Genomic DNA, 20,298 nt, shown 5'->3' with positions numbered 1-20,298 from the left:
CCGGAGTCTCCTCGGAGGACACCAATGAAACCGACCCTCCACAGCCCCTCCGTACGGCACCGGACACCCGCCACCGCCGTCAGCATCATCGGCCTCGGCTCCCGCGGCATCGGCGTACTCGAACGCCTCATCACCCACACCTCGCACCCCGACTGGCAGCAGCGCCCCCTCACCGTCGACCTCGTCGACCCCGCCTGCGACGGCACCGGCCTGCACACCCCGGACCAGCCCGACCACCTGCTCCTCAACACCGTGTGCAGCCAGGTCTCCCTCTTCCCCGAGGAGGCCACCGTCGGCGACGCGGTCGGCGACCGGGGACCGAACCTGTACGCATGGGTGCGCGAACTCCAACTCCGCCTCGCCGACGACGGGTTCACCCTGCAGACCGAGGGCCGCGCGATACGCCCCGACGACTACCTGCCGCGCCGCATCCTCGGCGCCTACCTGTCCTGGTTCCTGCAGCGCACCCTGCGTCGCGCCCCCGACCACCTCAACATCCGGCTGCACCCCGCCACCGCCCGCACCCTGGACGCCGACCCCGCCGCACAGGATCTGCGCGTCGTCACCCTCGACAACGGCACCGTGCTCCGCAGCCACCACGTCTTCCTCACCACCGGCCACACCCCCGAGCCACCCGCACCCCGGGCGCCCGGCGAGGACCGCCGCATCCGCTCCCCGTACCCGCCCGCCGAGCAGTTCGCGGACGTCGCACCCGAGCACACCATCGCCCTCGCCGGCACCGGCCTGTCCGGCATGGACGCCCTCGCCGCCCTCACCGTGGGCCGCGGCGGCCGGCACACCGACGGGACGTACGAGCCGAGCGGCCGCGAACCGCGCATCGTGCTCTTCTCCCGTACGGGCCTGCCGTTCCGCGCCCGCCCGCACAACAACCGCGACGGCGCCTTCAAGCCGCTCGCCCTCACCCGCACCCACATCGACCGGCTGCGGACCGGCTCCACGGACGGCACGCTCAGCCTCCACGGCGACCTCGTGCCACTGATCTGCACCGAGATGCGCATCGCGTACCACCGCCGCTGCGCCCACCTCGCCGACACCGCCGCGGCCACCGAGCAGACACTGCGGGCCGCCGCCCACGACGGCACCCTCGACGCCGCCCTGGACCACCTCGACGGCCAACACGCCCAGAGCTACGGCCAGTTCGTGCCCGAAAGGCTGCTCTTCCCGGGCCCCGGCCCGCTCGACACGAGCGCCGCCCACCAGGACCACTACACGGCCGCCCTGCGCACCGACCTCGACGAGGCGAACGCCGGACTCGGCGCCAGCCCTCTCAAGTCGGCGCTCGAAGTCCTCCGCGACCAGCGCGACATCATCCGGTACGCCGTCGACTTCGCGGGCCTCGACGAGAAGTCCCACGACGAGTTCTACGGCGCGTTCACCGCCGTACTCAACCGCTCCGTCACCGGACCCCAACTCGACCGCCACCGCGAGCTCCTGGCCCTCATCGACGCGGGCGTCGTCGAGATCCCGCTCGGCCCCGAACCCGAGGTCGCCTGGGACGGGACCGGCGGTGTCTGGCGCCTCACCTCGACCCGCCTCACCACCGGACACACCGTGCACGCCGACTGGCTCTGCCACGCCACCTCCGGCCAGCCCGACATCGACCGCACCGGCAGCACGCTCCTGAACCACCTGCGCGACACCGGCAGGCTGCGCCGCCACCGGCCCGACGCCCCGCACAGCCGCGGCGCCGACATCACGCGCGCCCAGCACCCGGTCGGCCGCGACACCACCGTGGACACCCGTCTGTGGATCCTCGGCCCGCTCACCGAGGGCACCACCTTCTACAACCACTACGTCCCCTCACCCGGAGGCCCCAACCGGGCCCTCCTCGACGCCGACCGCAGCGTCCGCGCCCTCCTGGACGCGGCCCGCAGGCAGCCGCCGCGTACCCGGGAGCCCCGCACGCAGGAGCCCCGCACGCAGGAGCCCCGCACCCGACAAGCAGCACCAGCGAAGGCCATCCGATGAACGCACTCCTCGCGACCCTCCCCGTCCTCGCCACCCTCGGACTCCTCGCCGCGAAGGTACGCGCCCTCTACGCGGCCCTCGCCGCCCTCGGCACCGCCGCCGTCCTCACCGCCACCACCTTCCGCACCCCGCTCGCCGACCTCGGCGAGGCCCAACTCCACATGCTGCCCACGCTCGTCGAGCTCGCCGCGATCCTCTTCGGCGGCATCCTCCTGAGCGAACTCATGTCCCGCACCGGGGCACAGGCCCGCCTCGGCGCCCGCCTCAGCGGCGCCTGCAGCTCCCACAGCCGGGCCGTGATGCTCATCGTGTTCGGCGTCACCCCGTTCGCCGAATCCCTCACCGGCTTCGGCATCGGCGTCGTCGTCGCCATCCCCCTGCTCCGCCAGCTCGGCCTCGCCCCGGCCAGGGCCGCCGTGGTCGGCCTGCTCGGACTCGTCACCGTGCCGTGGGGCTCCCTCGCCCCCGGCAGCCTCGTCTCCGCCGAACTCGGGCAGGTCGACTTCCAGGAACTCGGCGTCGTCTCCGCACTGCTCTCCGCACCCGTCTTCCTCATCTGTGGCGCCGCCGCCCTCGCCGTCGCCCACGGGCCGCGCCGTGCGCTCGGCGCGGCCGGTGAACTCCTGCTCGCCACCGGCACGTTGTGGCTCACCGTGTGGGCCGTCAACACCTACATCGGCGTCCCCCTCGCCGGCGTCCTCGGCGGCCTCGCCACCATCGCCGTCCTGCTCCTCGTATCCCGCCTGCAAGAACAGGGCTCCAAGGAGGCGGAGCCGGTCGGCCGCGCCCTCGCCCCGTACGCCTTCCTCGTCCTCGGCCTGCTCGCCGGGCGCGCCGCCCTCAGCGCGGCCGGCATCGAAGAGGGCTGGTGGACCGTGCTCGCGGGACCGGCCGGCTGGCTGCTGCTCACCGCCGCACTCACCCCGCGCCTGCTCGCCGCCGACGGCCCGGTCCTGCCCACCGCCGCGCGGACCGCCACAACCCGCTGGTGGCAGGTCACCCTCACCACCGCCCTGTTCCTGATCCTCGGCACGCTCCTCACCGTCACCGGCATGAGCCGCGAGATCGCCGAGGCCTGCGCCGCACTCGGCCCGGCCTACCTGCTGCTCGCCCCCTGGATCGGCGCGATCGGCGGCTTCCTCGCCGGCTCCAACACGGGCGCCAACGCCATGTTCGCCGCCAGCCAGAGCGGCGCCGCCCACGCCCTCGGCTACCCGGCGCTGCAGCTCGTCGGCGTCCAGAACGTCAGCGCGGCACTCGCCTCCGGCGGCTCCGTGGCCCGCGTCCTGCTCGCCGCCGAACTGGCCACCAACTCACCCGGCCCGCAGGCCACTTCACCCGCACCCGAGCAGCAGCCGAGCCCGACGGGCTCGACGGGCCCGACAGGCCAGGGCGGCACCGCCACGGCCGTACGCACCGAGGCACCCGCCACGGCCGTACGCACGGAGGTAACCGCACCCGTCAACACCGGCCACGTCTTGCGCACCGTCCTCGCCACCCACACCGTGGCCTTCCTCGTCCTCGGCGTCATCGCCCTCCTGTGGCGCTGACCACCACCACACCCCCCACCCTTCAGCCGACCGGGCCGCACTCCTGACCGCCGTCACCGACGCGACCGCAGCCCAGTTGGGATCCAAATCAGGAAGAACCGTTCGCCTCTTCTGCTGGACGGGGCTGTTGGCCGAACCGGCCGATAGCCCCAGACAAACGTACGTTGCTTCGACTATCACTCCACGGAACCGGTAGGCGTCGCACTGGTACGGGGGGGGAGCTGCCGAGCTGCCCCAGGACCGTTGCCGGTCAGGTCAAGGTGCGGCGTGCGCGGACAGGCTGCTGGACTACGGGTTTCGACTCGTCGGTTGCGGTGAGCAGCTGGATGCCGTCGACGACGAAGCCGTGCTCGATGAGGAGGCGCGCCAGAGCTCTCTGGTGAGGACCCGCACACGGACGGGGATGGGTTCGGAGCCGCGGATTCAGTGCTGAGCTTGATCGGCCATCGGTGGCGCGCGGCCGGATCCCGGCACCCCTACCGCTTCACGGCGGTGAGCACGCGCAGCCCGCCCGTCGCTGTCTCATCGTGAGTGACGTCGAGGCCGGCTGTCCGACACTGTTCGGTGACCCACACGGAGCGGAGGCGGAGTTTGGGGTAGCTGCTGGTGTGCAGGGCCCAGGAGTCGCCGGTGCGGGTGTGGATGAGGTCGTGGACGGTGACGGTTTCCTCGCCGTACTCCAGGAAGCAGGTCATGATCCGGTCAGCGGTGGCCCGTACGCAGAGGAACCGGTCCTCGCCCGTACGCGGTGTGCTCAAGTCCCGGTAGGTAAGGATGAATTGGCCGCCCTCGGCGAGGCTGGTGGCGGCCTGGCGGATCAGGAGGGTCACGTCTTGGGCGCTGGGTAGGTGGGTGAGCGTGTCGCCCATGCATACGATCGCGCCCACGCTGCCGGGGTGGGTGTGTGCAGGCAGCACCTCGCGCAGGTCGGCGTGCAGGGGCCGGACGGTGGCCGGGGCGTGCTGGGCGAGTTCGTTCAGGAGCGGCCGGCTGGTGTCGACGGCCAGTACGGGTGAGAAGCCGAGTTCGGCCAGGGCCAGGCTCTGCGGTCCCGGTCCGCAGCCGAGGTCGACGGCTTCGGTGCCGGCACGACCGGGTCGTACCCCCAACTCGTCTAAAAGTCGGGCCTGTTGCGCCGCGAGTGTGGCGATGTCACCTCCCAGCATCCAGGTGTAGTGCGCGGCGAGGAGCCGGTCGTAGTGGGCGGAGGCGGTAGTGGTCATACGTGCAGACGCCTTTCTGCGTGGACGGCCCCGGTGGATGGGGCGGGGGAGGAATGGAACGCAGAGCGGTGGACGCGGGAACGGGACACGGAGTGGAAGACGCAGGCGGCTGCCGCGAGCGCGGCGGGCAGTACCAGGTACGGTCCGCAGAAGACGAGCACCCCCGCCGTGACGACGGCGCTGACAGCTGCGCCCAGGCGCAGCAAGCTTCGGCCGGGCAGCAGCGAGGTCGCGGAGAGTAGTCCGGCGAGGGTGACAGCGACCAGGCAGGCCGAGGTCGCCCGCAGCAGCGTGTCCAGTGCGAGTGCGCCGAAGGCCGAGGCGAGCACGACGGCCGCGGAGACCAGGGCGAGGAGGGTGAGGCTGCGGCCGGGGCTTCCCGCAGGGCTGGTCACGAGACGCTGCGGCATGGCGCCCTGGAGGCCCAGCGTCGCCCCCAGCCGGGCGCCGCCCGCCAGGTAGGCGTTGATCGCGCCGAACGACAACAGGAGCGCTGCAACCGCCACCAGCGGCCGTGCGGCGGAGCCGATGCCCCCTTCCAACAGAAGCGTGAGCGGGGTCGCTGTGCCGCCGGTCCTCGCCCCCAGCACGCCGATGGTCACCGATGCCAGCCCGAGGTAGAGGAACGCGACAACTCCCCATGCCAGCAGCGTCGTTCGACGGAGATCGCGCCCGGGGGAGGCGAACTCCCCCGACAAGTGCGTGACCGCCTCCCAACCCGCGAAGGCGAAGAACAGGACGCCTGCCGCCCGGCCGACGGAAGCCCAGCCGAGCGGCGCGAACGGCGCGAAGTGCGCGCCGCGCACCTGCCCGGCCGCGACCACCACGGTTGCGGCTAGGAGCAGCACGATGAGTCCGACCATGACGAGCTGCAACCGGCCCGAGAGCCGCAGCCCCGCGAGGTTGGCCCCGTACGCCGCGAGCAGCAGGACCAGCGCGACGCCGCCCACCGCCCACCGGCCGCCCCAACCCGCCGCAACAGCCACGTACTCACCCGCGACGAGCGCCGCGGCCGGCACGCCGAGAGGCACCGCCCAATAGAACCACCACCCCACACAGACGGCGGGCCGGTTCCCGAACGCTCGCTGCACGAACCCCGCCACACCCCCAGCCCCCGGATACCGCGCCCCCAGCGCCGCGAAGGCCAGAGCGACCGGCAGGCTCAGCCCGATCAGCCCCACCCACGCAAGCAGCGACGCCGGCCCCGCCGCGGCGGCCGCCGTGGACACCAGCGTCAGCGCCCCAGGGCCCAGCACCGCCCCCACGCACAACGCCGTACCCGCACCGACACCCAACCCGGCCCGCTCCACCACGCCTCCCTCACTGATATTCGGCAAGTGACCGGAAACGTAGACGGGACAACAGGCCAACTGAGGGCAGTCCGCAGCAAATTCGGCTCAGGCGGCAGAATGATCTCCATGGATGAACTTGATTCGCAGATACTGGACCATCTGCAGCGCGATGCACGGATCACTAACCGTGAGCTCGCCCGCATCCTCGGCATCGCCCCCTCCACCTGCCTGGAACGCGTACGAGCCCTGCGCAATCGGGGCGTCATCACCGGCTACCACGCCGCGGTCGACCTGAAGGCACTCAACCGCCCCGTCCAGGCCCTGCTCTCCCTACAGGTGCGCCCGCTCAGCCGCGAAGTCATCGAGGGCTTCAAGGCGTACGTGACGACCCTGCCCGAGGTCCTCTCCGTCTTCGTCGTGGCCGGCGGCGACGACTTCCTCGTCCACGTCGCAGTCCCCGACGTCGACCAACTCCGCAGCTTCCTCATGGACCGCTTCAGCCAACGCCGCGAAGTCGTCAACTTCCGCAGCTCGGTGATCTACCAACACGTCAACACCCCTGTGATCACACCGGGTCCGATGTCCTAACCCGCGCACTCGCTGCTCCGAAGGGTGTCCCAGAGCACTGCGCGGGCCTGGCCACGTCTGTGAGAACCTTCCTCGCTACGGCTGTGGAATCAGAGACGCACGGGGTAAGCGTTGGAGCTCAGGCTTCGACGTACGCCACGAGGACCAGCGTGCCCAAGGTGGTCGGCACGAACAGGCAGCGCACCCCGCCGTGCCGGTACTCGCGCATCGATCCGTGCTTCAGCGGCGCGCCGACGCTCGGGTCGTCGGCGATCGTGTCGAGGACCGGCTCGAGGCGGTCGAGACCGGCGGTGCTCATGGTCTCGATCTGCTCGCGGGCGACGTCGTACAGGACGATCCGGGCCCGGCGCGGGGAGTGCTTACCCACTCAGGCCGCGCTTCCCGTGGAGCGCGGGCCGCGGCCGAGGTCGGCCTTCAGGTCGTCCCAGTCGGTGCACGCGTCGAGGTTGACGCCTTCGGAGGCGAGGCGCTCGAGGACGTAGGCGACGCCGGGGTCGGTGAGGGCGTGATCGCGGGCGTCGGCGCGCAGCGCTTGCTGCTCGTCGGTGTCGAAGACGATGCGCATCACGGCCTCCTCGGCGGGTCGGGTTCCACCGTAGCGTCCCGGGCGGTGTACGAGGGAGCCGTCGACGTGAATGCCGGGTCAGGGTGCGGCGGCGTGCGCGAACAAGCTGCTGCACAACGGAGCTTGACCCGTCGGGCGCCGTCAGCAGTTCGACGGTGCCGACCTCGAAGCCGAGCTCGGTGAGGTACACCGCCAGTCGGACAGGCCGGTCTCCTGGCACTCCTGGAAGCCAAGCTCGACTGGCACCCCCCCCAGGTCGGCGGTTCCGCCGGTTCCGTCGGCGAGAAGGAGCGGGTCGCTCATCGATGCCCCCACGAGGAGAACGGCAAGGGTCCTCGAGCAGGTACCCGTCGTGGTGGACCGCGGTCAGCGGGTCAAGCCGACCTCAAGGGCTGCGTGCAGAAGTGGGGCACGGGCTGCTGGCACGCGGCAGATTCGGGACAGCCGGGGATGTGCCAGGGATGTGCCGGGGATGTATGGCCGTTTCTGCGCACCATCCCGTCACACGCCGGAGAGCGGCAGGGGTGAGGCAGACGTGTTTTGGCCCTGACGGCCCGCGATGATCAAATGTTGTACCAACTGGTGCCGTTGCCCATGCGGGGCGCGCGCCTGTACTCGAACGAACGACAGCACAGGGGTACGCAAACAGTGATCAGCCGCTTGTTGGGCAGGCAGACAACCGCGAACCACGGGAAGGGACCGCTCTCCGGCATCGCCGTACCACCGCACGCGGGCCTCCTCACCTTCCGCGTACTCGACCCCCTCGGCGAGCCCCTGGGGGAGGCGAAGTACACGCTGAGCGACAGCGGGGGCCGCAAGGTCGTCAAGGGAGAGACCGACCCGTTCGGCTGGGTCATTGCGGTCGTACCCCTCGGCGACTACCGCCTGTCGATCTCGTCCGACGGCTACACCCCCTACCGGGGCGACGCATCAGTGCACGGGGGCGGCACGCCCACCGCACTCGGCGACATCAGTCTTCACCCGGCGCCGAACCTGCCGCTGCCCGAACCGGGGGAATGGGAGGTCGAAGCGGCCCACACCCGCATCGGCTTCAGCGCTCGCCACATCGGACTCGGCCGCGTCTACGGCAGCTTCGGCAACTTCGCCGGCGCCATCAGAATCGGCAACACCATGGAGCACTCGGCGATGCACGTCGTCATAGACACCGCCTCCATCGACACCAAGGTCCGCATGCGCGACAACCACCTGCGCTCCGCGGACTTCCTCGACGTCGAACGGTTTCCGACACTCGAGTTCTACAGCGACCGCTTCACACACCGCGGCGGCCACAACTGGGCCATCACCGGTGCCCTCACCCTGCACGGAGTCACCCGCACCGTCACCCTCGACGCCCAGTACAACGGCATCCGCGTCGGCATGGAGGGCGAGACCCGCGGAGCCGTACGCGCCACCACCGAGCTCCACCGCGAGGACTACACCATCAACTGGCAGACCATGCTGGCCCGCAACATCGCCGTGGTCGGCTCCAGCATCAACGTCGACCTGGACATCCAGATCGTCCCCAAGGGCACCGAACTGGAATTCAAGTGACGGATAGCCAGGACGCCACCGCCTGATGCGCCAACCGGTAGGCGACAGGGCTGAGCGCAGCCAGGAACGGGGGCCTGGCTGCCCCCTGCATGGCTCCCCGGACCTCCACACGTACGCTCTCAGCGAGCAGCGAGCAGCGAGCAGTTGCACCCGAGGTTGCACTCGGGAGTGGACCCAGCGGTGCACCACAGGTTGCGCCGGAGGTACTGCCGGAGGTGTGAACCCCCACCTCGCGAAGTCTCCTGTCTTCACAGGTCACCGCCGTGGACGACCCCTCTCTGCGACGATCCGTCTCTGGCTGCCACGCCGCATCGCAACCCCGCGAAGGAGCCGCCGGATCAGCTCGCCGGGAAGCTGTCCCTGTGCGCGGCGAGCCAGGTTGCGAAATCCTGTAGGGCCGGGTTGATCCGGCGGACCGCGTCCAGGTCCCGGGCACTGGTGAAGGAGGACTCGCAGTCTGCGTAGAACTGGAACATGTTCCCGCCTTCGTCGGCGCCGGGGAAGCCTAGCGCGCGGAAGGCATCCGGGGTCAGGGGCCGGTACCGGACCGGCCGCCCCAACGCCTCGGTCATGGCCCTCGCCATGTCGGCCAGCCCCAGGTGTTCACCGGCGATGCTGATCGTGGAGGCGACGAAGTCGGTGCCTGTGCGGAAGATGGCGTGCGCGGTCTTGCCGATGTCGTCGACGGCGATTCCGGAGAGCCGCTTGTCACCCATGGGGAAGATCAGCTCCAGGCCGCCGTCCTCCGCAACCTGCGGTGCGAAGGCACCCAGGAGATTCTCCCAGTAGAAGGTGGTCCGCAGAAAGGTGACCGGCACACCCGCGTCGAGGAAGTACTGGTCGGCTTCTGCCTTCCCGTCGAAGTGCGGAACCTTGTACTGCCCCTGAAGCGTGGGCATCCGGTCGTCCTCGAGCGGAATGCAACGACGCGTGTCCTCCAGAGTGGACCAGATCGCGTGCTGTACGCCCGCGTGCCCGGCCGCCCTCGCGAGTGCCGCGGCCTGTCGCTTCTCGTGCGCGGCGTCCATGTCCTCCCAGAAGTTGGTCACCAGGAATGCCCCGTAGGCCCCTTCGAGCACGGGCCCAAGGCTTGCCTCGTCGTCCAGGTCGGCCCGCACCACCTCGGCCCCGAGCCGCGCCAACTCCCGCGCTCGATCCGAGTCGGGGTCGCGCGTCACGGCGCGGACAGCGAAGTCGCCCTCCGGCTCTGCCAGGATCGACCGCGCCAGGGATCCGCCCTGATGCCCGGTCGCGCCGAACACCGTGATCGTCCGCTTACCTGTCATCGCTGACCACCGCTCCCGCACGCGCTCCTCGCACCCCGAAGGGGCGACTTTCGCAGTGAGCCTAGGGCGGCCGATCCACGGCTCCGGCGCCCCACGCCGGGGCCCGCCTGCATGGTCGTAAGGCCACGCCCGACGAAACAGCCAGCATCAGGCTGCCGACCGCACGAGAACCCGCGCGTGGCGCCCGACCCGAAGGGCCGGCGTCGTGACCGGTGCTGGCCTCCTGGTTCGGCGTCGACCGCTCCACCGTCACGCGTGCAATCGGCGAAGTGCGTCCTCTGCTCGCCGAGCGCGGCTGTGTCGTCGCACCCGGCCTTCGGCTACGGACCCTTGCCGAGTCCTACGGACCCTTGCCGAGTCATCGACCATCTTGGCGCCGACGGGCAGACAGACCCGGGACAGGGCGCCCAACTGGTGCGCGCCCTGAAGCCGTTGGAGAGTGCAGACCCTCCGCAAGACGGACGGCACGGTGGCCGCCGAGGTGAGCGCCGTCGGCGAGCTGCTGGACCGTGCCACGCGCGCAAGCTGCTCGCCGTGCCGCGAGCGGCCCTCCAGGAGCCGGCCGAGGGCCCCTGCCGAGCCCCGAGCAGCCCTCCAAGAGCCCGCCAAGGGCCCTCGCTGCGCTGCCTCACCGTCGACCGACCGGCACGACACCTGCTAACCGTGGGCCGGCACCACCATCACCTCGGTGCCGGCCGCGCGTACCGCCCGTACCTGCTCCGCGGCCAGGCCGTCGTCCACGATCAGCAGATCGAAATCGGGCAGCGGCGCCAGCGCGTACAGCCCGCCCTTGGCGAACTTGGTGTGATCCGCGACCAGCACCCGGCGTGCCGCGCACTCCATCATCGCCCGCTTGACCTGCACCGTTTCCGGCGAGGTGTGATAGCAGCGGCCGTTGGTGACGGCCGTCGTGGACATGAAGAGGACATCGGCGCGAAAGGCCCGTACCGCGTCCGCGGTGTGCAGGCCCATGAACGCGTCGTACGCCGGGAAGTAGGCGCCGCCCAGCGTGATGAGCGAAATGCCGGGCTCCTTGGCGAGCGTGTTGATGGCCGGCAGCGAGTTGGTGATCACGGTGAGCGGGGTGTGCTCGACGGCCTGGTGCGCGAGGAGCAGACACGTCGTGCTGTCGTCGAGCAGCACAGTCTGGCCTGGCACAAGCAGCGTCGCGGCGGCCCGCGCAAGGAGCTGCTTGGTCTGCGCCATGATGGACATCCGCTCCGCGACGCTGCCGTGGAACTGCGCCGACGGCAGCCCGGTCGCACCGCCGCGCACCTTGCGCAGCCAGCCCTGCGCCTGCAGGGCGTCGAGGTCGCGGTGCGCGGTCATCAGGCTGATGCCGAACTCCTCGGCGAGGTCCGCGGTACGTACGAAACCGCGGCCGACGACGGCCTCGCGCATCTGCCGCCGCCGCTCCTCCTGGGCCTCGACGCGGTCCATGGCAGCGCTCCCTCCTGGGTTCGTGCCACGTCGCTGTATGCGGCACGCGTGTGAATTCGCCGCGTTATGTTCGCACGGATTTAACGTACCGCTCCCGAGGGGAGCGGCGTCCGCGCGCTGCTCCGGTCCGACACAACACGGCAGGTCGTCGCCCCGATGAGAAGATTCCGGGCGCCATTGACTGCCCTTTCCGGCCGACTGTTCCATCAGCTCGTCCGTCCCTCCTGCCCCCGCCGCAGAAAGGGGAGAGTCGATGACGACCCCTCCGCCGCGTTCGATGATCACACGCCTGGGCATTCCGCCGACCCTCGCCTGGGGCTACCTCGGGCTGCTCCTCTTCATGATCGGAGACGGGGTCGAGTCCGGATATCTCTCGCCTTACCTGCTCGACCAGGGCATCTCGCAGCCCCGGGTCGCGCTGCTGTTCACCGTGTACGGGATCGCCGCCGCCATCGCCGCCTGGCTCTCCGGAGTGCTGTCCGACCTGTGGGGCCCGCGCCGGGTGATGTGGATCGGCCTGGGCATCTGGGGCGTCTTCCAACTCCTCTTCCTCGTCCTCGCTATCCCCATGACGAGCTATCCGCTGATGATCCTCGGGTACGGCCTGCGCGGCCTGGGCTACCCGCTGTTCGCCTACGGGTTCCTGGTCTGGGTCGCCTCGGTGGCGCCGCGCGCCCGGCTCGGCACGGCCATGGGCTGGTTCTGGTTCGCCTTCACCGGCGGCCTGCCCACCCTCGGCTCGCTGGTCGCCAGCGGACTCATCCCGCAGATCGGGGCGTACGCCACACTCTGGTCCGCGCTCGCGCTGGTGGCCGCCGGGGGACTGATCGCCCTGCTGCTCGTCCGTGACGACCGGGGCGCGAAGCAGCCGCGGGGCGAGGGCGCGGGGCCGCTCGCCACACTCCTCGGCAGCGTCACGGTGCTGTGGCGCAACCCCAGAGTCGGCGCGGGATCGCTCGCACGGGTCATCAACACGGCCTCGCAGTTCGGCTTCTTCGTGATCATGCCGATCCACTTCACGAAGACGGTCGGCTTCAGTCTCACCGAGTGGCTGCACCTGCTCAGCGCGATGTTCGCGACCAACATCTTCGCCAACCTGCTCTTCGGCGTGGTGGGCGACCGGTTCGGCTGGCGCCGGACCATTGCCTGGTTCGGCGGCATCGGCTGCACCGTCAGCACGCTGCTGCTCTTCTACGTCCCGAACGCGGCGGGCGACAACTTCCCGCTGGCACTCCTTGCCGCCGCCTTCTACGGCGCTACGCTGGCCGGATATGTACCGCTTTCGGCACTGGTGCCCTCGCTGGAGCCGCGGCACAAGGGACAGGCGCTGTCCGCACTCAACCTGGGCGCGGGTGCCAGCACCTTCGTCGGCCCCGCGGTCGTCGCCGTCTTCGTCGGGCCGCTCGGCGTCGCAGGGGTGGTCTGGATTTTCGCGGGGATGCATGCGGTGAGCGCCGTGCTCGCGCTCTTCCTGAAGCTGCCGGACGACGCGGGCGCGGCGGAAGCGGCCGACGTCTCCCCGGCCGACGTCTCCCCGGACGCCGCCGCACCGGCCGACGCCTCGCCGGACCCCGCGCCCGCCACCGCCCCGGCCGGTGTGAAAGGACTGACCTGATGTCCGTACTGACCATCGACGTCGGCACCACGATGATCAAGTCGGTCGTCTTCGACGACCAGGGCAAGGAGATCGCGGTCTCCCGGCTCGCCACCGAAGTCCTCCGGCCCCAACCCGGCTGGGCGGAACAGGACATGGACGCCGTCTGGAACGCAGTCGTCCACACCGTCCGCGGCGTCCTCTCCGGCCTGGCCGACCCCGTCTGGCTGGTGTCCTTCACCGCCCAGGGCGACGGCGCCTGGCTCGTCGACGAGGACGGCCGCCCCACGGGACCCGCGATCCTGTGGTCCGACGGCCGGGCCGGGGACCTGCTCACCACCTGGCAGCGCGAGGGCGTCCTCGAAGCTGCCTTCCGCCGCAACGGCTCGCTGACCTGCGCCGGCATGCCCAACGCCCTCTTCAGCTGGCTCGCCGCCCACGACCCGGACCGCCTCGCGCGCTCCCGTACCTCGCTGACCGCCGCCGGCTGGCTCTTCCTGCGCCTCACCGGCGTCCGCGCCTGCGACGAATCCGACGCCTCAGCCCCGTTCCTCGACCACTCCACCGGGGACTACGACCCGCAGATCCTCGACCTGTTCGGCCTCAGCGCCTACCACCGGCTCCTGCCGACCGTCCTCGGCGAGTCGGAGCGGATCGCCGAGATCACTGGCGACGCCGCGGGCCAACTGGGCCTCCCGGCCGGGCTGCCGGTCGTGATGTCCCCGTACGACATCGCCTCCACCGCCCGCGGCGTCGGCGTGGTCAACCCCGGCCAGGCGTGCAGCATCCTCGGCACCACCCTGTGCACAGAGATCGTCCGGACCGACGTGGACACCAGCGGCGAACCGTCCGGCATCAACATCGCCTACCGCGGCCGCGAGCGGGTGCTGCGCGCCTTCCCGACCCTCAACGGCGCCGAAGTGCTCGGCTGGGCCGCGCAGATGCTGGGTCTCTCCGGGCCGCCGGAGCTGGCGCAGCTGGCCTTCGAGTCGGAACCCGGTGCCCGCGGCCTGATGTTCCTGCCCTATCTCTCCCCGGCCGGCGAACGCGCGCCGTTCCTCGACCCGCGCGCCCGCGGTTCCTTCAACGGACTGTCCCTGGAGCACTCGCGCGCCGACATGGCCCGCGCCGTGTTCGACGGGCTCTCCCTCGTCGTGCGCGACTCGCTGGCCGCGGCCCGTACGGACGTGAGTGAGCTGCGGCTGTGCGGCGGCGGCGCCAACAGCGACGCGTGGTGCGCGCTGATCACCGATGCGACGGGCGTGCCCACCGCCCGCTCCGGCGACACCGAGCTGGGTGCCAAGGGCGCCTTCCTCACCGGCCTCGTCCGCTCCGGCGCCGAGAGCAGCATGCACACCGCCGCCGCCAAGTACGTCCGGATGCAGAGCAGTTGGGAGCCCGACCCGGAACGCGCCCAGTTCTACACCGCCCTCTACGAAGACTTCCTCGACCGGCGGACCATCGCCCGCGAGGCCGGCTGGCGGGGCGGCGCGACATGGCGGGGGAGCCGTGCCGCGGCGTCGGGCGCGACACCGCACGACGGCGACAACAACCGCACCGCCGCCGGAGGCCTCCATGTCTGAGACCCGTCACGCCCCCGGTTCCCTCGACGGCATCTGGCTCGGCCTCGACCTCGGCACCCAGAGCGCCCGCTGCGTCGCCGTCGACGGCACCGGACAGCTCCTCGCCGCCGCCTCCCGGCCGCTGACCGGCAGCCGCGACGGCGTACGCCACGAACAGGACCCCGAGGCGTGGTGGAGCGCGCTGTCCGCCGCCTGCCGCGAGGCCCTGAACGGACTCGACACGCGGCGCATCCGCGGCCTCGCCATCGACGGCACCTCCGGGACGATCCTGCTCGCCGACGCCGCAGGCCGCCCGCTCACCCCCGGCCTGATGTACGACGACGGGCGCGCCGCCGACCAGGCGGCGACCGTCAACGAGGTCGGCGGAGCCACCTGGCGGGAGCTCGGCTACCGCAGCATGCAGCCGTCCTGGGCGCTGCCGAAACTGCGCTGGCTCCTGGACCATGAACCCGCGGCGTCCGGCACGGGAGTCCGACTCCTGCACCAGGTCGACCTGATCACCTGGCGCCTTGCCGGACACCAGGTCGCCGCCGACGCCAGCCACGCCCTCAAGACCGGCTACGACCTGGTCGAGGAGCGCTGGCCGCACAAGGTCATGGCCGAACTCGGCGTCCCCGAGGGCCTGCTGCCCGAAGTCGTACGCCCCGGCAGCGCGCTCGGCACCGTATGCGCCGAGGCCGCGGAAGCCACCGGCATCCCCGAGGGCGCCACCCTCATCGCCGGAATGACCGACGGCTGCGCCGCCCAGATCGGCGCCGGAGCCCTCGAACCCGGCGCCTGGAACTCGGTGCTCGGCACCACCCTCGTCTTCAAGGGCAGCAGCGCGCATCTGGTCCGCGACCCGGCGGGCGTCGTGTACTGCCACCGCGGACCGGGCGAGAACTGGCTGCCGGGCGGCGCCTCCAGCAGCGGCGCGGGCGTCCTCTCCCAGCTCTTCCACGGCGAGAACCTGGACGTGCTCACAGAGCAGGCCGCCGCGCTCGACCCGGACGCGGTCGCCTACCCGTTGGTCTCCACCGGCGGCGAACGCTTCCCCTTCCGCGCCCCCGAAGCCGAGCCCTTCATCCTCGGCGAAGTCCCCACCCGCGCCGCCGAGTTCCACGCCCATCTGCTCGGCGTCGCCTGCCTGGAACGGCTCTGCTTCGACTATCTCGACCACCTCGGCGCCCCCGTCGACGGACCGCTCACCCTCACCGGCGGCGGTGCCCGCAACCGCTACTGGTGCCGGCTGCGCGCCGAGGTCCTCGGGCGTCCCGTACGCCTGCCGGAACAGGCCGAGGGCGCCATCGGCATGGCGGTGCTCGCCGCCACCTCCTCCGGCGCCGGCGTCCAGGAAGCGGCCGCCGCCATGGTCCGGATCGGCGCGGAGATCCACCCCTCGCCGGCCCGCACCGCCCGCTACCTCCCCGTCTACCTCCGCTTCATCGACGAACTCACCCGCCGCGGCTGGCTCGACCAGACCGTGGCCGACCACGCCCGCAGGAGGGCAGCGCAGTGACCGACTTCATCCTCGTACGCCATGGCGAAACTGTCTGGCACGCGGAGAACCGCTACGCGGGACGCACCGATGTGCCGCTCACCCCGCACGGTCGTGAGCAGGCCGCCGCGCTCGCCGACTGGGCCGTCAACGCGGGGCTCACAGCCGTCTGGAGCTCACCGCTCTCCCGCGCCCGGCTCACCGCCGCCCCCGCCGCCGAGGCCTGCGGCCTCACCGCGCGCGTCGACGAGCGTCTCTACGAACTCGACTTCGGCCAAGGCGATGGCCTGACCAGGGACGAGATGCGGCAGCGCTTCCCGCAGGAGCTTGCGGCGTTCCTCGACGACCCGGTCGAGAACCATCTGCCCGGCGGCGAGGACCCGCGCAAGGCCGCCGGACGCGCCGCCGAGTGCCTGGCCGACATCGCCCGCGAACAGCCGCACGGCCGCATCCTCCTTGTCGCCCACTCCACCCTCGTCCGGGTCCTGCTCTGCCATCTCCTCGGCATCCCGCTCGCCGACTACCGCCGCGTCTTCCCCCACCTGCTCAACGGCGCCCTCACCGAGATCCGGATCGAGAACGGGCAGACCGCACTGCTACGTCTCAACACCCCCGCGACGACCCGGGCCCCCGCCTTCCACTGACCGCCCGGCCACCCGCCCGCACCGCCCTTCAGGAGAAACCCACCCATGAGCACCACCGTCCTCGCCGCCGGCAACCACTTCATCCGCCCGAGCCTGTTCACCGACGCCGTGCGCGCCGCCGCCGGGGACCTGCCCCTGGACGTCCGCGAGCTCCAATTCCCCTGGCCGCACACCCCGTTCGGCCCGGTCGCCGAGGTCATCGAGGCATCCGGCAGCGAGGACGAGATGATCGAAGCGCTCCAGGGCGTGCAAGTCTGTGTCACCGAGCACGGCCCGCTCACCGAGCGCATCCTCGCCAACTGCCCGGATCTGAAGCTGTTCTGCACCAGCCGCGGCGGCCCGGTCAACGCCAACCTCGAAGCGGCGACCCGACACGGCGTGGCGGTCTGCTACGCCCCCGGCCGCAACGCCACCGCCACCGCGGAACACACCCTCACCCTGCTGCTCGCCGCCGCCCGCGGCGTCGGCGACACCCACACCGACCTGCGCAAGGGCACCTGGCGCGGCGACTACTACGACTACGACAACTGCGGCATCGAGATCGACGGCGCGACCGTCGGCCTGATCGGCTACGGCGCCATCGGCAGCCGGGTCGCCAAGGTCCTGCGCGTCATGGGCGCCGAGGTCCTGGTGCACGACCCGTACGTACGGCCCGAGGCGCTGGCGGGCATCGCCGAACCGGTCTCCCTCGACGAACTGCTCCGCCGCTCCCGCATAGTTTCCCTGCACGCCCGGGTCACCGACGAGACCAAGGGCATGATCGGCCGCGACCAGATCGCCGCGATGCCCCTCGGATCGATCCTGGTCAACTGCGCCCGCGGCGCGCTGCTCGACTACGAAGCTGCCTGCGACGCACTGGAGTCGGGACACCTCGCGGGCGCGGGCTTCGACGTCTTCCCCGAGGAGCCCCTGCCCGCCGACTCCCGGCTCCTGACCGCCCCCGGCGTCGTTCTCACCCCGCATATCGCGGGCGGCAGCCAGCAGGTCGCGCACAAGGCCGCGAACATCGTCGCTGCCGAGGTCGGCCGCTATCTGCGCGGCGAGCCGCTGGTGCACTGCGCCAACCCTGAGGCGCTCCAGCCGAGTTGAGGCAGATCGACGGCGGCCGCCGGGGCAGCTCCGGATCCCGCCGCCTCGGAAGGCACCGGGATCCGCCAGGTCTGGCTGTCGTTCTCGGAGCCGGCGAGCAGCGACGTGCGGTCGGCGCAGGTGACCGCATCGCCCTGTGACCGGCAGGGCAGGGCCACCTCGGCGAGCTTGCTGCCGACGCGTTAGGGACGTCTCAGCCGTTTCGCCCGAGGGTTGTCAGCGACAACTCAGGCGGCTCCGCCTCCTCCTGCGGTTCTTCCGGCTGTGCCGGAGTGGGGCGCAAGCTGCCGCGGTGTCGGTAGGCGCATCTCTCGGCGGCTTCGCCCAGGTTGTGCCAGAGGTGCAATTGGTCGGCGATCTGGAGGGCTTGCGGGGCGCCGCGGGAGGCGCCTTCGGCGAAGAAGGGAGCCCGGTCACGGCAGACGATCTCGATGCCGGTCCGCCCGGCGAGCCAGGCCGCATGGGTGTCCGCCTCCCGGTCGGGAAGGAGGTCGACCGGGCGACGTGTTTCGACGTCGACGAGTACGGTCCCGTAGATTCTGCCCTTACGCTGGGCGTATTCGTCCACGCCGACCACCCGGGTTGCGGTGGTGGCGGGGTCCGGAAGCGAGGCGATCAACCTCAGCAGGGTGTTCCGGCTGACCGGAACCTTGAAGGCGTCCGTCATCCGCGCGCCAGCCCGCCCCGCGAGCGCGAGGCCGACCGACACCAGTGACGACTGCAGCCGCTCGGTCCGACGCCCGAACTTGCGGGTGAGGCCGGGTGCTTGCTCGGCGCAGGTCTTTCGCTCACACGTTTCCTCCTCGCAGACGAATCGCCGAACCCGCAACGACACCACGACGAACTTGCCCGCCGTCGGCAGATCACGAGGAAACCGCAGGTAGGAGCCATGTATTCGCTCCGGTCAGCATCGGCATCCCGGGCAGGCCATCTGCCCTGCGGTTGTACGGGCATCGATCCTGACGACCGTGTCGGTCGCCTCGACCGATTCCACCAACAGGCCCTCGACCGAGGAGAACAGCAGATCGTCCAACTGCGGCAGCACTTCGTCAAGGCTAAGGACTGCCGACCACACCACCATCCAGCCGAGCGATTTTCGGCTGAACTCAACGGTCATCACGCGAAGACCAAAAGTGGGAGCAGCTGCCGCTCACCGTCGCCGCGCAGCGCGCCCATCGCTCCGGCTTCCCCGACGCGTATGCCAAGCACGAACCGCTCGCGACCGCCCTGCAGCAGGCCATCGCCCCGGCCCTCGGCCACAGCGGTGAGCCACCGGCCAGCCTCGGCGCCGCGGGTCCGCTCCCCGCGGCCGCGGCGTGCGGGGGAGAGGCCGCAGGCGCCTCCTCACCGTACGGACGGGTCGAGAACGGCCAACTTCCCAAGGGCTACAGCATCCCGGCCACCGCTAAGCCCGAGGCCCGCGCCGCGATCGGCTGGGCACTGCAACAGCTCGGCGGGCCCTACCGTGGGGCGGCACCTGCACGGACCCCGAGGGGTCTGTGCCACGCGACCGGTGCGACTGCTCCTCCCTCACACAGCGCGCGTACGGCGTCACCCTGACCCGCACCACCTACACCCAGGTCAATGAAGGCCGCCCGGTGCCGACTTCGCAGATCCAGCCGGCGACCTCGTCTTCACCCGCGGCACCGCCGCCCGCCCCGAACACGTCGCCATGGCGGTGGGGCATGGCCTCGTGGTCAACGCTCCCCGGCCTGACCGAGGCATCGAAGTTGCCGAACTCGCCACTCACAGCGCTGTGTTGGCGGTCCGCCGCGTCGTGTCATGAGCGTAATCGGGCCGACAGCGCGCTCTTGTGATCCAGTCTCAGCCAACTCGTGGAAACTCAGCGCCACTTCACGTGATTATGGTCTCCGTCGACCCTCCGTAACTGATGCCTGGCTCGACAGACCTCGTCACATGAGTGAGGGAGTAGCACCATGAGTACGACCGTGACTCCGCCCCGTGTTTCAAGCGGAGCCAACACGCAGGTCACCGCCGCTGGCATGCTCAGGCTCCGATGAGCGACCGATACGTGCGCACCGTCGAAGTCCCTCTGGAGGACGGCAGCGAGGACATCGTGCGGGTCCAGATCCGCGAGGTGGATGAGTCGCTCGTGCGCGTGGGGCGTGGTGGCCGGGCAGTTGCACGGGCTGAGCAGACACTTGGGGAGATGCTGGACACGGTACGTCCGGTGGCTGACAGCTTCGTGGGGCGCTTCCGTGACCTTGCTCTACCCCCTGACGAGATCGCCCTGGAGTTCGGAGTTTCCCTGTCGGCGGAGGCAGGCGTCGTCATCGCCTCCACTGCAACCGCGGCCAACTTCTCGGTGAGTCTTACCTGGAACAGAAGTGACCGGACAGAACCGACGGACAACAGTGCGTAGCCGGTTGACGCAGTGATGCGTTGGGGCCGTGGTGAAGCGGAGGC

The 20,298-nt window shown here is 70.9% G+C and carries 18 protein-coding genes and 1 pseudogene; 11 read left to right on the top strand and 8 right to left on the bottom strand.

The window, feature by feature from the left end:
• Positions 1 to 24 precede the first annotated feature (24 nt).
• Complete coding sequence (locus RCO28_RS27455; protein WP_308943953.1) at positions 25 to 1,989, top strand: FAD/NAD(P)-binding protein; 1,965 nt, start codon at positions 25 to 27, stop codon at positions 1,987 to 1,989.
• On the top strand, positions 1,986 to 3,539 hold the full coding sequence (locus tag RCO28_RS27450) for an L-lactate permease (RefSeq protein WP_308943952.1): 1,554 nt from the start codon (positions 1,986 to 1,988) through the stop codon (positions 3,537 to 3,539). Before RCO28_RS27455 ends, RCO28_RS27450 begins: the two co-directional genes overlap by 4 nt.
• Positions 3,540 to 4,015: 476 nt before the next feature.
• Here RCO28_RS27450 and RCO28_RS27445 read toward each other — a convergent pair whose 3' ends face one another.
• Both RCO28_RS27445 and RCO28_RS27440 read right to left on the bottom strand, forming a co-directional pair.
• Positions 4,016 to 4,762, bottom strand: a complete 747-nt coding sequence (locus RCO28_RS27445) for a class I SAM-dependent methyltransferase (RefSeq protein ID WP_308943951.1) — start codon at positions 4,760 to 4,762, stop codon at positions 4,016 to 4,018.
• A complete protein-coding gene (locus tag RCO28_RS27440) occupies positions 4,759 to 6,099 on the bottom strand; it encodes an amino acid permease (protein WP_308943950.1) in 1,341 nt (446 codons plus the stop codon). The genes RCO28_RS27445 and RCO28_RS27440 overlap by 4 nt, the downstream gene beginning before the upstream one ends.
• A gap of 81 nt (positions 6,100 to 6,180) precedes the next feature.
• Between RCO28_RS27440 and RCO28_RS27435 the strand changes: the two genes are divergently transcribed.
• A complete protein-coding gene (locus RCO28_RS27435; protein WP_308943949.1) occupies positions 6,181 to 6,642 on the top strand; it encodes an Lrp/AsnC family transcriptional regulator in 462 nt (153 codons plus the stop codon).
• Between the two features lie 118 nt (positions 6,643 to 6,760).
• On the opposite strand, the gene RCO28_RS27430 is transcribed toward RCO28_RS27435, so the two are convergent.
• Together RCO28_RS27430 and RCO28_RS27425 are read right to left on the bottom strand one after the other, a co-directional pair.
• Positions 6,761 to 7,009 (bottom strand): hypothetical protein, encoded by a 249-nt coding sequence (locus RCO28_RS27430; protein ID WP_308943948.1) that lies wholly within the window; start codon positions 7,007 to 7,009, stop codon positions 6,761 to 6,763.
• The gene (locus RCO28_RS27425; RefSeq protein ID WP_308943947.1) at positions 7,010 to 7,207 is read right to left on the bottom strand and encodes a hypothetical protein; all 198 of its coding nucleotides are present in this window, start codon (positions 7,205 to 7,207) and stop codon (positions 7,010 to 7,012) included. It abuts the gene before it with no gap.
• 648 nt (positions 7,208 to 7,855) lie between these two features.
• Between RCO28_RS27425 and RCO28_RS27420 the strand changes: the two genes are divergently transcribed.
• A complete protein-coding gene (locus RCO28_RS27420; RefSeq protein WP_374991259.1) occupies positions 7,856 to 8,758 on the top strand; it encodes a YceI family protein in 903 nt (300 codons plus the stop codon).
• 338 nt (positions 8,759 to 9,096) lie between these two features.
• Here RCO28_RS27420 and RCO28_RS27415 read toward each other — a convergent pair whose 3' ends face one another.
• Positions 9,097 to 10,044, bottom strand: coding sequence for an NmrA/HSCARG family protein (locus RCO28_RS27415; protein WP_308943945.1), 948 nt, complete (start codon positions 10,042 to 10,044; stop codon positions 9,097 to 9,099).
• 212 nt (positions 10,045 to 10,256) lie between these two features.
• On the opposite strand from RCO28_RS27415, the pseudogene RCO28_RS27410 reads away from it, so the two are divergent.
• Positions 10,257 to 10,383: pseudogene (locus RCO28_RS27410) on the top strand (transposase family protein); the annotation flags it as partial.
• A 318-nt stretch (positions 10,384 to 10,701) separates the two neighbouring features.
• On the opposite strand, the gene RCO28_RS27405 reads toward RCO28_RS27410, so the two are convergent.
• Positions 10,702 to 11,484 (bottom strand): DeoR/GlpR family DNA-binding transcription regulator, encoded by a 783-nt coding sequence (locus RCO28_RS27405; protein ID WP_308943944.1) that lies wholly within the window; start codon positions 11,482 to 11,484, stop codon positions 10,702 to 10,704.
• 253 nt (positions 11,485 to 11,737) lie between these two features.
• Between RCO28_RS27405 and RCO28_RS27400 the strand changes: the two genes are divergently transcribed.
• Genes RCO28_RS27400 through RCO28_RS27380 form a run of 5 tightly spaced genes read left to right on the top strand, consistent with a single transcriptional unit; the run spans position 11,738 to position 17,871 of the window.
• On the top strand, positions 11,738 to 13,099 hold the full coding sequence (locus RCO28_RS27400; protein WP_308943943.1) for an MFS transporter: 1,362 nt from the start codon (positions 11,738 to 11,740) through the stop codon (positions 13,097 to 13,099).
• On the top strand, positions 13,099 to 14,661 hold the full coding sequence (locus tag RCO28_RS27395) for an FGGY-family carbohydrate kinase (RefSeq protein WP_308943942.1): 1,563 nt from the start codon (positions 13,099 to 13,101) through the stop codon (positions 14,659 to 14,661). Before RCO28_RS27400 ends, RCO28_RS27395 begins: the two co-directional genes overlap by 1 nt.
• Positions 14,654 to 16,159 carry an FGGY family carbohydrate kinase gene (locus RCO28_RS27390; RefSeq protein WP_308943941.1) on the top strand — a complete coding sequence of 502 codons (1,506 nt, stop codon included), beginning with the start codon at positions 14,654 to 14,656 and terminating at the stop codon, positions 16,157 to 16,159. Before RCO28_RS27395 ends, RCO28_RS27390 begins: the two co-directional genes overlap by 8 nt.
• On the top strand, positions 16,156 to 16,782 hold the full coding sequence (locus tag RCO28_RS27385; protein WP_308943940.1) for a histidine phosphatase family protein: 627 nt from the start codon (positions 16,156 to 16,158) through the stop codon (positions 16,780 to 16,782). The genes RCO28_RS27390 and RCO28_RS27385 overlap by 4 nt, the downstream gene beginning before the upstream one ends.
• 45 nt (positions 16,783 to 16,827) lie before the next feature.
• On the top strand, positions 16,828 to 17,871 hold the full coding sequence (locus RCO28_RS27380; protein WP_308943939.1) for a 2-hydroxyacid dehydrogenase: 1,044 nt from the start codon (positions 16,828 to 16,830) through the stop codon (positions 17,869 to 17,871).
• Between the two features lie 193 nt (positions 17,872 to 18,064).
• Here RCO28_RS27380 and RCO28_RS27375 read toward each other — a convergent pair whose 3' ends face one another.
• Positions 18,065 to 18,766 carry an ISL3 family transposase gene (locus RCO28_RS27375; RefSeq protein ID WP_308943978.1) on the bottom strand — a complete coding sequence of 234 codons (702 nt, stop codon included), beginning with the start codon at positions 18,764 to 18,766 and terminating at the stop codon, positions 18,065 to 18,067.
• Positions 18,767 to 18,775: 9 nt separating this feature from the next.
• A complete protein-coding gene (locus RCO28_RS27370) occupies positions 18,776 to 18,988 on the bottom strand; it encodes a hypothetical protein (protein WP_308943938.1) in 213 nt (70 codons plus the stop codon).
• Between the two features lie 915 nt (positions 18,989 to 19,903).
• On the opposite strand from RCO28_RS27370, the gene RCO28_RS27365 reads away from it, so the two are divergent.
• Positions 19,904 to 20,254 (top strand): CU044_2847 family protein, encoded by a 351-nt coding sequence (locus tag RCO28_RS27365; RefSeq protein ID WP_374991258.1) that lies wholly within the window; start codon positions 19,904 to 19,906, stop codon positions 20,252 to 20,254.
• Positions 20,255 to 20,298: the final 44 nt, after the last annotated feature.

The sequence above is a fragment of the Streptomyces sp. LHD-70 genome, assembly GCF_031157275.1.
Classification (GTDB): Bacteria; Actinomycetota; Actinomycetes; order Streptomycetales; family Streptomycetaceae; genus Streptomyces.
This window is presented reverse-complemented; position numbering and strand designations above follow the sequence as displayed.

Bases quoted from the DNA above. Each gene is read 5' to 3' on its own strand.
- RCO28_RS27455 (WP_308943953.1), top strand. From the start codon at position 25: ATGAAACCGACCCTCCACAGCCCCTCCGTACGGCACCGGACACCCGCC.
- RCO28_RS27450 (WP_308943952.1), top strand. From the start codon at position 1,986: ATGAACGCACTCCTCGCGACCCTCCCCGTCCTCGCCACCCTCGGACTC.
- RCO28_RS27445 (WP_308943951.1), bottom strand. From the start codon at position 4,762: ATGACCACTACCGCCTCCGCCCACTACGACCGGCTCCTCGCCGCGCAC.
- RCO28_RS27435 (WP_308943949.1), top strand. From the start codon at position 6,181: ATGGATGAACTTGATTCGCAGATACTGGACCATCTGCAGCGCGATGCA.
- RCO28_RS27425 (WP_308943947.1), bottom strand. From the start codon at position 7,207: ATGCGCATCGTCTTCGACACCGACGAGCAGCAAGCGCTGCGCGCCGAC.
- RCO28_RS27415 (WP_308943945.1), bottom strand. From the start codon at position 10,044: ATGACAGGTAAGCGGACGATCACGGTGTTCGGCGCGACCGGGCATCAG.
- RCO28_RS27405 (WP_308943944.1), bottom strand. From the start codon at position 11,484: ATGGACCGCGTCGAGGCCCAGGAGGAGCGGCGGCGGCAGATGCGCGAG.
- RCO28_RS27400 (WP_308943943.1), top strand. From the start codon at position 11,738: ATGACGACCCCTCCGCCGCGTTCGATGATCACACGCCTGGGCATTCCG.
- RCO28_RS27395 (WP_308943942.1), top strand. From the start codon at position 13,099: ATGTCCGTACTGACCATCGACGTCGGCACCACGATGATCAAGTCGGTC.
- RCO28_RS27390 (WP_308943941.1), top strand. From the start codon at position 14,654: ATGTCTGAGACCCGTCACGCCCCCGGTTCCCTCGACGGCATCTGGCTC.
- RCO28_RS27380 (WP_308943939.1), top strand. From the start codon at position 16,828: ATGAGCACCACCGTCCTCGCCGCCGGCAACCACTTCATCCGCCCGAGC.
- RCO28_RS27370 (WP_308943938.1), bottom strand. From the start codon at position 18,988: ATGACCGTTGAGTTCAGCCGAAAATCGCTCGGCTGGATGGTGGTGTGG.